Origin of the sequence: Gordonia sp. (in: high G+C Gram-positive bacteria) (assembly GCF_047602025.1) — a bacterium.
Classification (GTDB): domain Bacteria; phylum Actinomycetota; class Actinomycetes; order Mycobacteriales; family Mycobacteriaceae; genus Gordonia.
Map to the genome: position 1 here is coordinate 944,458 of NZ_JASGII010000001.1, position 12,176 is coordinate 956,633.

Genomic DNA, 12,176 nt, shown 5'->3' on the forward strand with positions numbered 1-12,176 from the left:
CGGCAGTTCAGGGCGCCGTCGGCGAGCGGTAGGGCGCGGACTCGGCGACGTTGTCGTCGACGACGATCGGCCGGCCCAACTGGGGGAAGGCGCGCTGGGCGCAGTCGGGGCGGTCGCAGACCTTGCAGCCGGCGCCGATCGGGATGTTCTTGCGCGGGTCGTCGAGGTCGACGCCGGTGGAGTAGACGAGCCGGTCGGCATAGGAGAGGTCGCAGCCCAGGCCGATGGCGAAACCGCTGCGCGTCCCCAGATAGCCCTGCATCGGCTCGTCGGCGGTGCGGGCCAGCCAGAAGTAGGAGCGGCCGTCGGGCATCGACGACACCTGGGTGACGATGCGGCCGGGCGTGGTGAACGCGTCGTGCACCACCCACAGCGGACAGCTGCCGCCGACGCGGGAGAAGTGGAAGGCGGTCGCCGACTGCCGCTTGGAGATGTTCCCGGCGCGGTCGGTGCGCACGAAGATGAACGGCACGCCGCGTCGGCCCGGCCGCTGCAGGCTCGACAGCCGGTGGCACACCGTCTCGAAGCCCACCTCGAAGCGCAGGCCCAACAGCTCGATGTCGTAGCGCGCGGCCTCGGCCGCCTCGGCGAAGCGCGTGTAGGGGAGCACCAGCGCCCCGGCGAAGTAGTTGGCCAACCCGACGCGGGCGACCGGGATCGATTCCTCGCTGATGCCGTCGGCGTCGGCGGCGATGGCGTCGATGGCCTGGCGCTGGGTGAGGAAGGCGAGCTGGGTGGCCAGTTGAAACGCGCGCTGCCCGGGGCGCAGGTGGCGGGCCAGGGTGAGCGTCCGCGTCGCCGGGTCGTAGACCCGCTTGCGGTTCTCGTGGTCGCCGGGGTCGGCCAGGGTCACGGTGATGCGGTGGTCGCGCTCGAGCACCGCGGCGAGTTGCTCGTCTAGTCCGCCGATCCGCAGGCCGAGGTCGGCGAACATCTGCTCGGCGGCCAGATCGAGCGAGTGGATGTAGTTGTTGCGGTCGTAGAAGAAGTCGCGGACCTCCTCGAAGGGCGTCGACGCCCGCGGCTTCTCGACTTCGTCCCGGGCGACGGTGGCGCGGTAGGTCTCGAGCTCGTTGGTCGCGGCGACGAGCCGGCGGTGCATGCCGACCATGGCCTTGCCGACGCGCGGCATGCGCGCGACGAGCTCCTCGATCTCGTGCTGGCTGATGCCGTCGAACTCGGTGTGCTGCGCGGCCTCGGAGAGGTCGCCGACGAGGCGGGCGTCCGAATCGGTGGCGAAGTATTCGGCGTGCAGGTCGAATTCTCGGCTCAGCGCGAGGAGCACCGGGACCGTCAGCGGGCGGTGCCCGTTCTCGAGCTGGTTCACGTAGCTCGTGGAGAGGCCGAGGCGCCGGGCGAGGGCCGCCTGGGAGATTCGCTGCTCCTCGCGCAGGCGCCGCAACCGGGCTCCGGCGAAGGCTTTGGGCATGTGACCAGACAATACTCCGAAAAACGTTCACAAGCATCACAAGGGGGTGTGCAGAAATACGCAAAATACACATCTGCCCGGTCTTTCACCGGGTGTGGGGCATTGCGTACTGTGCGAATCATGATCAATCACAAGGTTCGTACCCACCGCAGCGCCGAAGACTTCCCCAAGGAAGAGCACCTCGCCTACAAGATCGCCAAGATGGCCGTCGATCCGGTGGAGGTTCCGGCCGACACCCGGGAGATGATCATCAACCGCGTCATCGACAACGCCGCCGTCAGCGCGGCCTCGGTCGACCGCCGCCCGCCGACGACGGCGCGCGAGCAGGCGCTCAAGCACCCGGCCAAGCCCGGCGCCCAGGTGTTCGGCGTCAAGGGCGGCTACTCGCCGGAGTGGGCCGCCTGGGCCAACGGCGTCGCCGTCCGCGAGCTCGACTTCCACGACACCTTCCTCGCCGCCGAGTACAGCCACCCCGGTGACAACATCCCGCCGCTGGTCGCCGTCGCTCAGCACAAGGGTTGCTCCGGCCACGACCTGATCCGCGGCCTCGCGACCGCCTACGAGGTCCAGATCGACCTCGTCCGCGGCATCTCGCTCCACAAGCACAAGATCGACCACGTCGCGCACCTCGGCCCGTCGGCCGCCGCCGGCATCGGCACCATGCTGGGCCTCGACGTCGACACCATCTACCAGGCGATCGGCCAGGCGCTGCACCTGACGACCGCCACCCGCCAGTCCCGCAAGGGCGAGATTTCCAGCTGGAAGGCCTACGCCCCGGCGCTGGCCGGCAAGGTCGCCATCGAGGCCGTCGACCGCGCGATGCGCGGCGAGGGCGCCCCGTCGCCGATCTGGGAGGGCGAGGACGGCGTCATCGCGTGGCTGCTCGACGGCCCGGACGCCTCCTACACCGTGCCGCTGCCGGGCCCCGGCGAGGAGAAGCGCGCCATCCTGGACAGCTACACCAAGGAGCACTCCGCGGAGTACCAGAGCCAGGCCCCGATCGACCTCGCCCGCCGCATGCGCGAGAAGGTCGGCAACATCGACGACATCGAGTCGATCGTGCTGCACACCTCGAACCACACCCACGTCGTCATCGGCACCGGTTCGAACGACCCGCAGAAGTTCGACCCGACCGCCAGCCGCGAGACGCTCGACCACTCGGTGATGTACATCTTCGCCGTGGCCCTGCAGGACGGCACCTGGGACTTCAAGGACTCCTACGCCCCCGAGCGCGCCGCCCGGCCCGACACCGTCGCACTGTGGAACAAGATCTCCACCGTCGAGGACCCGGAGTGGACCCGCCGCTACCACAGCGAGGACCCCAACGAGAAGGCCTTCGGCGCCCGCGCGGTCATCACCATGAAGGACGGCTCGGTCATCGAGGACGAGCTCGCCGTCGCCGACGCCCACCCGCTGGGTGCGCGTCCGTTCGCCCGCGAGCAGTACAAGGACAAGTTCACCAAGCTGGCCAGCGGCGTCATCGCGCCGAAGGAGCAGGCCCGCTTCCTGGAGGTCGCCGAGGGCCTCGACGCCGTCAAGGCCGGCGGCGTGGACGCGCTGAACGTCCTCGTCGAGAAGAAGGTCCTCGAGCGTGCGCCCAAGGTCGGCGAGGGGATCTTCTGATGGATCTCTTCTCCTCTGCGATTACCGACACCGACAAGCGCAAGGCGCTGCGCAAGGGGCTGGCCTCGGGCAAGCTCCAGCGCTGGCCGGGATCCTTCTCCCCGCTGTGCTCGAAGCTGGTCGAGGACATCGGCTTCGAGGGCGTCTACATCTCGGGCGCGGTCCTCTCGGCCGACCTGGGCCTGCCGGACATCGGCCTGACCACCCTCACCGAGGTGGCCGGCCGCGGCGGCCAGATCGCCCGCGCGACCAACCTGCCGTCGCTGATCGACGCCGACACCGGCTTCGGCGAGCCGATGAGCGCGGCGCGCACCATCGCCCAGCTCGAGGACGCCGGCCTGTCCGGCTGCCACCTGGAGGACCAGGTCAACCCGAAGCGCTGCGGCCACCTCGACGGCAAGGCCGTCGTGGAGCCCGGTGAGATGGTCAAGCGACTGCGTGCCGCCGTCGAGGGCCGCCGCGACGAGAACTTCGTCATCTGCGCCCGCACCGACGCCCGTGCCATCGAGGGCCTCGACGCCGCCATCGACCGGGCCAAGGCCTACGTCGACGCCGGTGCCGACCTCATCTTCACCGAGGCGCTCAAGGACGCCGGCGAGTTCGAGGCCTTCCGCAAGGCCGTCGACATCCCGCTGCTGGCCAACATGACCGAGTTCGGCAAGTCCGACCTGCTCACCGCCCAGCAGCTGCAGGACCTCGGCTACAACGCGGTCATCTACCCGGTGACCACGCTGCGCATCGCGATGGGCGCCGTCGAGGCCGGGCTGCGCGAGATCTCGGACAAGGGGACCCAGGAGGGTCTGCTCGACGGGATGCAGCACCGTTCGCGCCTGTACGAGTTGCTGCGGTACCCCGAGTACAACGAGTTCGATTCGGCTACCTTCAACTTCAAGATCCCAGGAGCATGACCATGAGTGAAGAACCCACCATCTACAAGGGTCTGGCCGGCGTCGTCGTCGACTACACCGCGATCTCCAAGGTCGTCCCGGAGACCAACTCGCTGACCTACCGCGGCTACGCCGTGCAGGACCTGGCGAAGAACTGCTCCTTCGAAGAGGTCGCCTACCTGCTCTGGCACGGCGAGCTGCCGAACGCCAAGCAGCTGGCCGAGTTCGAGAAGAACGAGCGCGCCCACCGCAAGCTCGACAAGACGGCCGAAGAGGTCCTCGAGCGAATCCCGGACAACTGTCACCCGATGGACGTCTGCCGCACGATGATCAGCTTCCTGGGTACCCAGGACCCCAAGGAGGACGACCCGTCGCCGGAGGCCGACCTGGACAAGGCGCAGCGCATGTTCGCCGTGCTGCCCACCATCGTCGCCGCCGACATGCGCCGTCGTCGCGGGGAGAAGGCCATCGCGCCGGACCCCAAGCTGGGCTACGCCGAGAACTTCCTGAAGATGAGCTTCGGCGAGGTCCCCGACGAGGTCATCGTCAAGGCGTTCAACCAGTCGCTGATCCTGTACGCGGAGCACAGCTTCAACGCGTCGACCTTCGCCTCCCGCGTGGTCTCCTCGACGACGTCGGACATCTACAGCGCGGTCACCGCCGGCATCGGCGCCCTCAAGGGTGCGCTGCACGGCGGTGCCAACGAGGCCGTCATGCACGACATGATCGACATCGACCGCCCCGAGCGCGTCACCGAGTGGCTCGACGCCAAGCGCGCCAACAAGGAAAAGATCATGGGCTTCGGCCACCGCGTCTACAAGAACGGTGACTCGCGCGTGCCGACCATGCACGAGGCGCTGGTCGAGGTGTCCAACCACCTCGGCGAGACCAAGTGGCTCGGCATCTACGACGAGCTGGCCAAGCAGATGGACGACCGGACCGGCATCAAGCCGAACCTGGACTTCCCGACCGGCCCGGCCTACCACCTGATGGGCTTCGACATCGGCGTCTTCACGCCCATCTTCGTCATGGCCCGCGTCACCGGCTGGACCGCGCACATCATCGAGCAGACCGCCGCCAACGCGCTGATCCGCCCGCTGAGCGCCTACAACGGCGAGCCCCAGCGCGAAGTGCCCAAGAAGGCCTGATCGCCCGTGCACAAGGTCCTTGTCGCCAACAGGTCCGAGATCGCGGTACGCGCCATTCGCGCGTGCCGCGAGCTCGGTCTGCAGACCGTCGCGATCTACCCGTACGAGGACCGCAACGCGCTGCACCGCAACGCCGCCGATGAGTCGTACCAGATCGGGGAGCCGGGCCACCCGGTCCGCGCCTATCTGGACATCGACGCGATCATCGACGTGGCTCGCGAGTCCGGCGCCGACGCCATCTACCCGGGCTACGGCTTCCTGTCGGAGAACCCGGGGCTGGCCCGTGCCTGCGACGAGGCCGGGCTGACCTTCGTCGGCCCACCGGCCGACGTGCTCGACTGGACCGGCAACAAGGCGACGGCCGTCGCCACCGCCAAGAAGGCCGGCGTCCCGGTGCTCGAATCCACCGAGCCGAGCACGGACCTGGACGCCCTCGCCAAGGCGGGCGGCAAGATGCGCTTCCCGCTGTTCGTCAAGGCGGTCGCCGGTGGCGGCGGGCGCGGCATGCGCCACGTCGACACCCCCGAACAGTTGCCCGAGGCCCTCGCCGCGGCCTCCCGCGAGGCGGAGTCCGCCTTCGGCGACGGGACCGTGTTCATCGAGCAGGCGGTGCCCTCGCCGCGCCACATCGAGGTGCAGATCCTCGGCGACTCGGCCGGCAACGTCGTGCACCTCTTCGAGCGCGACTGCAGCGTGCAGCGCCGCCACCAGAAGGTCGTCGAGCAGGCGCCCGCGCCCGATCTGGCGCCGGAGCTGCGCGAGGCGATCTGCAACGACGCCGTCGCCTTCGCCAAGGCCATCGGCTACGTCGGGGCGGGAACCGTCGAGTTCCTGCTGGCCCCCGACGGCCACTACGTCTTCATCGAGATGAACCCGCGCATCCAGGTCGAGCACACGGTGACCGAGGAGGTCACCGACGTCGACCTGGTCGCTGCGCAGCTGCAGATCGCGGCCGGCGCGACGCTGCCCGAGCTGGGCATCACGCAGGACCAGATCGAGACCCACGGCTTCGCCGTGCAGTGCCGCATCACGACCGAGGACCCGGCCAACGACTTCCGTCCCGACACCGGGACGATCACGACCTACCGTTCGCCCGGCGGCGCCGGCGTCCGCATCGACGGCGGCACCTACCTGGGCGCGGAGATCTCCGGCTACTTCGACTCGATGCTGGTCAAGGTCACCTGTCGCGGCAAGACCCGCGAGGCGGCGCTGACCCGCGCCCGCCGCGCGCTGGGTGAGTTCCGCATCGGCGGGGTGTCCACCAACATCGAGTTCCTGCTGTCGCTCCTGTCGGACCCCGAGTTCGTCGCCGGCGCGGTGACCACCGGGTTCATCGCCGAGCACCCCGAACTGCTGGTCAGCCACCCGTCGGACGCCAAGTGGGCCCGACTGCTCGAGCTGCTCGCCGACATCACCATCAACCGCGAGTACGAGCGGCCCGCGACGGTCATCCGCCCGCGCGAGAAGCTCGCCGGGCTGACCCTTGCCGCCGAGCCGGAGCCGGGCAGTGCCGACCGCCTGCGCGACCTCGGCCCCACGGGCTTCGCCTCGGTGCTGCGGAACCAGGACGCCGTCGGCGTCACCGAGACCACCTTCCGCGACGCACACCAGTCGCTGCTGGCCACCCGGCTGCGCACCAGCGGCCTGGTCCGCGTCGCGCCGTATGTCGCCTCGCTGACGCCGCAGCTGTTCTCGGTGGAGTGCTGGGGCGGCGCCACCTACGACACCGCGCTGCGCTTCTGCAAGGAAGACCCGTGGGAGCGGCTGGAGAAGCTGCGCGCGGCCATGCCGAACATCTGCCTGCAGATGCTGCTGCGCGGCGCGAACACCGTCGGCTACACCCCGTACCCGACGATCGTGACGACGTCCTTCGTCGAGGAGGCGGCCCGCACCGGAATCGACATCTTCCGCATCTTCGACGCGCTCAACAGCGTCGACGCCATGCGGCCGGCGATCGACGCCGTGCTCGAAGAGGGCAAGACCGTCGCCGAGGTCGCGCTCTGCTACACCGGCGACCTCTCGAACCCGGCCGAGGACCTCTACACGCTCGACTACTACCTCAAGCTCGCCGAGGAGATCGTCGGCGCGGGCGCCCACATCATCGCCATCAAGGACATGGCCGGCCTGCTGCGCCCGCCGGCCGCCGCCAAGCTGGTGACCGCGCTGCGCTCGAACTTCGACCTGCCGGTCCACGTGCACACCCACGACACCGCCGGCGGCCAGCTCGCGACCTACCTGGCCGCGGTCGAGGCCGGTGCAGACGCCATCGACGGCGCCAGCGCGCCGCTGTCGGGCTCGACGAGTCAACCGTCGCTCTCGGCGATTGTGGCCGCCTTCGACGGCACCTCGCGGGCCACCGGGCTCGATCTGGACAACGTGCTGGCGCTGGAGCCGTACTGGGAGGCGCTGCGCAAGGTGTACGCCCCCTTCGACGTCGGCCAGCACCCGCCGACCGGCCGCGTGTACCAGCACGAGATCCCCGGCGGCCAGCTGTCGAACCTGTACCAGCAGGCCGCGGCACTCGGCCTGGCCGACCAGTTCGAGACCATCGAGGACGCCTACGCCGGCGCCGACCGTATGCTCGGGCGCCTGGTCAAGGTCACCCCGTCGTCCAAGGTCGTCGGCGACCTCGCCCTGACCCTCGTGGCCAAGGGCATCACCGCCGACGAGTTCGCGGCGAACCCCGAGGCCTACGACATCCCGGACTCGGTGATCGGCTTCTTCCGCGGCGAGCTGGGCACCCCGGCCGGCGGCTGGGTGGAGCCGCTGCGCAGCGAGGTCCTCAAGGGCCGTGGCGAGGCCCCGCCGGAGGAGAAGGTCAGCAAGGCCGACCGCGCGGTCCTCGCCAAGCCGGGCACGGAGCGGCGCGAGACGCTCAACCGCCTGCTGTTCCCCGGCCCGACCGCCGACCTCGCCGAGCACCGCGAGAAGTACGGCGACACCTCGGGCCTGTCGGCCAACGCCTTCCTGTACGGCCTGCGCGCGGGCGTCGAGGAACGCGTCGAGCTGGAGCCGGGCGTCGAGCGCACCATCGGCCTCGCCGCCGTCAGCGACGTCGACGAGAACGGCGAGCGCACGGTCATGTGCACGGTCAACGGCCAGCTGCGCTCGGTCGTCGTCCGCGACAAGTCCATCGCCGACGCCCCGACCGCGGCCGCCAAGGCCGACCCGCAGAACCCGCGCCACATCGGTGCCCCGTTCGACGGTGCGGTCGCGATCAAGGTCACCGTCGGCGACACCGTCGCGGCGGGCGACCCTATCGGCACCATCGAGGCGATGAAGATGGAGTCCACCATCACCGCGCCGCGCGCCGGCACCGTCACCGCGCTGCCGCTGGGCTCGCACGCCGCCGCGCACGGCGGCGACCTCATCGTCGAACTGGCCTAGTCGACGGGCTCGACCTCGCCGCGGAGCATCGACGCGCAGACCACCGCGATCACGCAGGCGATCAGCGAGATGATCGTCGCGATCAGGTAGCCCGTGTTCGACGGGAAGGCGTGCGGCTCCGTGCCGCCCCGCTCCGACGGCAGCTGCAGGACGATCACGTAGGTGGCCAACACCATGCCGACGATGGCCGACGCCGACGACATGCCGAGCGAGCGCATCAGCGCGTTGACGCCGTTGGCCTCGCCGGTCTGCCGGAGCGGGACCGCACCCATGATCAGCGACGGCATCGCGGCGTAGGCCATGCCGATGCCCGCCGAGATGATGCTGGTGATGGCGACGAGGTGCCACGGTCCGATGTGCCAATCCGCGATCAGCATGACGAGCAGGAATAGGTAGCCCAGACCCATCACCGCGGCACCGATGGTCAGCGACCGGCGGCCGCCGAACAGCCGGATGATGCGGGCGCCGACGTTGGAGAAGGCGAACATGACCAGGCCGCCGGGGGCGAGAAACAAACCGGCCTTGACCATCGACAGACCGTTGCCGTTGCCGGTCAGCGCGGGGGCCATGAGCAGTTGGACCGGGATGATCGACATGGAGAACAGGGCGAACCCAGTGGCCAGCGATGCCGCATTGGTCAGCGCGACCGTGCGCTGCGCGGTGGTGCGCAGATCGACGAGCGGGTCGTCGCGGCGCCACTCGTATGCCGCCCACAGTGCGAAGACGATCACGGCGGCGGCGAACAGCCCCAGGGTCAGCGGGGTGGTCCACCCCCAGGTTGCGCCCTTGCTCAACGGGAGCAGCAGCAGGGTCAGCGCGGCGGCGAGGCCGAGGGCGCCCAGGTAGTCGAAGCCGGCGCTCCGCTGCGTCGGCGACGGCGGCATGACGAGGAGGATCGCCACCAGGCACGCCAGGGTGATCGCTCCGGCGCCCCAGAACAGGGCGTGCCAGTGCGCCTGGGCGATAACGGCGGCGATGGGCAGGCCGAGGGCGCCGCCGACGCCGAGCGACGAGCTCATCGCGGCGATCCCGCTGCCGAGGCGCTCGGGCGGCAGGGTGTCGCGCATCATGCTGATGCCCAGGGCGATCGCCCCCATGCCGAAGCCCTCGAGGGCGCGGCCGATGAGGAACGGGGTCAGTTGCTCGGTCATCGCGCAGACGACCGAGCCGACGACGACGGCGGCCAAGCACAGCACCATGATCAGGCGTTTGCCGTACATGTCGCCGAGGCGTCCGGAGATCGGCGTCGACACCGCACCGGTGAGCAGGGTCGCGGTCAGCGCCCACGCGGTGTTGTCGCCGCTCGAGTGGAGGTATTGGGGCAGCCACGGGATCAGCGGAACGATGATGGTCTGCATCAGCGAGACGGCGATGCCGGCTGCGCAGAGCACGGCGATGATGACAGCCGGAGACCGGCCGGGTGTGGTGGGCATGGTGTGTGCGGGGCCTACTCTGTGGGCTCGGTCGAGGTTGGAATGGCCAGCGCGCACAGCGTGGTCAGCACGCACGCGGCCAGGGAGACGACGACGGCGGCGATGTAGCCGGTGGTCGTGGGGTAGGCCTTGCCGTCGAGGTCGACGATGTAGTGGGCCAGCAGCATGCCGACGACGGCCGCGGCCACGGCCGTGCCGAGCGACCTGATCAGCGAGTTCACCCCGTTCGCCTCACCGGTCTGGCGCTGGGGGACGGCGGCCATGATGAGCGCGGGCATGACGGCGTAGGCGATGCCGATCCCGGCGGAGACGGTGCTGGCGATGACCATCACGAACCACGGTTCGATGTGCCATCCGGCGCCGAGCGGGATCAGGGCCAAGAGATAGCCCAGCGACATGACGACGCCGCCGGTCGCCAGCGCGATGCGGCCGCCGAGCTTCTTCGCCACGATGGCGCCGACGGCGGCGAAGACCACCATCATCAGGCCGCCGGGGATGAGGTAGAGCCCGGCGGTGCGCATCGCCATGTCGTTGCCGTTGCCGGAGGCCGCCGGCGCCATGAGCAGCATGATCGGCACCACCGTGATCGCGAAGTAGCCGAAGCCGGTCGCCGCCGACGCGGCGTTGGTGACGGCGACGGCGCGGGTGGAGAACGTGTGCAGGTCGACCAGGGGGTACCGGCTCCGGGTCTCGACGGCGATCCACGCGGCGAACGCGACGGCAGCACCGAGGAGCATCGCGACGATGGCGGGGGAGCGCCAGCCCCAGACGACGCCCTTGCTGAGTGGGACCAGGAGCAGGACCAGCGCCGTCGCCAGGGCGATGGCGCCGAGGTAGTCGAAGCGCGCCCGATGGGTCGGCGTCTCCGGTACGACGGCGACCACCGCGAGCAGGCACAGCAGGGTGAATCCGGCGGCGCTCCAGAACAGGGCGTCCCAGTTGTGCTGCGCGATGACGGCGGCGATCGGGAGGCCGAGTGTGCCGCCGATCCCCAGCGCCGCGCTCATCAGTGCCACCGCGCTGCCCAGGCGCTCTTCGGGCAGCACGTCGCGCAGGATGCTGATGCCGAGCGCGACGGCGCCCATGCCCAGGCCCTGCAGCGCGCGGCCGACGAGGAACGGGCCGATGGTGTCGGTGACGGCGCACACGACCGACCCCGCGACGACGACGAGCAGGCTCAGGATCAGGACCAGCCGCTTGCCGTGGATGTCGCCGAGGCGTCCGGCGATCGGCATGGCGATGGCGGCGGTGAGCAGGGTGATGGTCAGCGCCCACGCGGTGTTGCCGTTGGTGGTGTGCAGATAGTCGGGCAGTTTCGGGACGAGCGGGATGATGATCGTCTGCATCAACGACACGGCCACACCGGCGACGGCGAGCACGGCGATGACCAGTCCCGGTCGCGCGTCGCGCCCGGTGGTCCGCGCGCCGGCCGCGCTGGCGGCGTGGCGGCTGCTGGTCGTCGGCACGGGCTGTCCTCGTTCGCTTGAGATGAACGCCGGGTGGCGTTCGTCTTAACGACAAGGATACGGGTCAGGCCCTACCCGGCTGCTAGGGCGTCCAGCCCGCCACGAGGGCGATCACCGAGACCACGAGGACGACGAGAGCGGCCACCAGCGCCCAGGCCGTCACCAGCACGATCACCCACAGCGTCTTGAGGTAGACGGGCATGAACGCGGCCAGCAGCGGCTCGGTGTCCATGCTCGGCTGCACGCGCTCGGTGGTGACCGCCAGCGCCTTCGTCATCTTCCACAGGTTGGTGGGGCGGAAGCGGTGCTTTCGCTTGGCGACGGAGGTGAACGCCGAGAGATCGGCGTTGCTCGTGAAGTTGGTGGCGTACAGGTGTGCCTGCGCCAGCAGGTCCTTCGGGTGCTCGATGGCCTGGGTGAGCGGCAGCGTGCGCTTGTGCACCCACAGCGGCAGCAGGACCGCGGGCAGGCAGGCCAACACGACGATCAGGATGCCGATCGGCAGGTGCCAGTGGGAGAAGCCGTGCCAGGCCGCCACGCCGACCACGATGGCGGCGATGCCGAGCAGTGCGGCGGCCACGACGATGCCGAGGATCAACCAGCGCATGCTCTTCGCGGTGAACAGCGCGGTCTTGGTGAACTTGTCGACGGTCTTGTCCCACGTCGACGGGTCGTCGACGGAGGCGTTCACCTCGGCGGACACGACGACGCCCTCGGCGCCGGGCTCGATGGTGGCGGGGGCGACGGCGGTGCCGTCGGTGGTGGGGGCGTCGGAGTGACGTCGCAATCTCATGCGGCGCAGA

Annotated in this window: 8 protein-coding genes; 4 read left to right on the top strand and 4 right to left on the bottom strand. The window is 69.9% G+C overall.

All coding sequences use genetic code 11. The features are described 5' to 3' along the window. Positions 1-7 precede the first annotated feature (7 nt). On the bottom strand, positions 8-1,429 hold the full coding sequence (locus QM728_RS04735) for a short-chain fatty acyl-CoA regulator family protein (protein ID WP_415030896.1): 1,422 nt from the start codon (positions 1,427-1,429) through the stop codon (positions 8-10). A gap of 120 nt (positions 1,430-1,549) precedes the next feature. On the opposite strand from QM728_RS04735, the gene prpD reads away from it, so the two are divergent. Genes prpD through QM728_RS04755 form a run of 4 tightly spaced genes read left to right on the top strand, consistent with a single transcriptional unit; the run spans position 1,550 to position 8,474 of the window. After that, positions 1,550-3,052: a 2-methylcitrate dehydratase PrpD gene (prpD, locus tag QM728_RS04740; RefSeq protein ID WP_415030897.1), complete on the top strand. Its 1,503-nt coding sequence runs from the start codon at positions 1,550-1,552 to the stop codon at positions 3,050-3,052. After that, on the top strand, positions 3,052-3,960 hold the full coding sequence (gene prpB / locus QM728_RS04745) for a methylisocitrate lyase (protein WP_415030898.1): 909 nt from the start codon (positions 3,052-3,054) through the stop codon (positions 3,958-3,960). The genes prpD and prpB overlap by 1 nt, the downstream gene beginning before the upstream one ends. 2 nt (positions 3,961-3,962) lie before the next feature. After that, positions 3,963-5,087: a bifunctional 2-methylcitrate synthase/citrate synthase gene (locus QM728_RS04750; RefSeq protein ID WP_415030899.1), complete on the top strand. Its 1,125-nt coding sequence runs from the start codon at positions 3,963-3,965 to the stop codon at positions 5,085-5,087. 6 nt (positions 5,088-5,093) lie between these two features. Next, the gene (locus tag QM728_RS04755) at positions 5,094-8,474 is read left to right on the top strand and encodes a pyruvate carboxylase (protein ID WP_415030900.1); all 3,381 of its coding nucleotides are present in this window, start codon (positions 5,094-5,096) and stop codon (positions 8,472-8,474) included. Here QM728_RS04755 and QM728_RS04760 read toward each other — a convergent pair. The 3 genes from QM728_RS04760 to QM728_RS04770 all read right to left on the bottom strand — a co-directional run bounded on the left by QM728_RS04760 (position 8,471) and on the right by QM728_RS04770 (position 12,166). Then, positions 8,471-9,907 carry an MFS transporter gene (locus tag QM728_RS04760; protein WP_415030901.1) on the bottom strand — a complete coding sequence of 479 codons (1,437 nt, stop codon included), beginning with the start codon at positions 9,905-9,907 and terminating at the stop codon, positions 8,471-8,473. The two genes, QM728_RS04755 and QM728_RS04760, sit on opposite strands and share 4 nt — an antisense overlap. Positions 9,908-9,921: 14 nt before the next feature. Continuing rightward, positions 9,922-11,373, bottom strand: coding sequence for an MFS transporter (locus tag QM728_RS04765; RefSeq protein WP_415030902.1), 1,452 nt, complete (start codon positions 11,371-11,373; stop codon positions 9,922-9,924). 82 nt (positions 11,374-11,455) lie between these two features. Then, positions 11,456-12,166 carry a hypothetical protein gene (locus tag QM728_RS04770; protein WP_415030903.1) on the bottom strand — a complete coding sequence of 237 codons (711 nt, stop codon included), beginning with the start codon at positions 12,164-12,166 and terminating at the stop codon, positions 11,456-11,458. Positions 12,167-12,176: the final 10 nt, after the last annotated feature.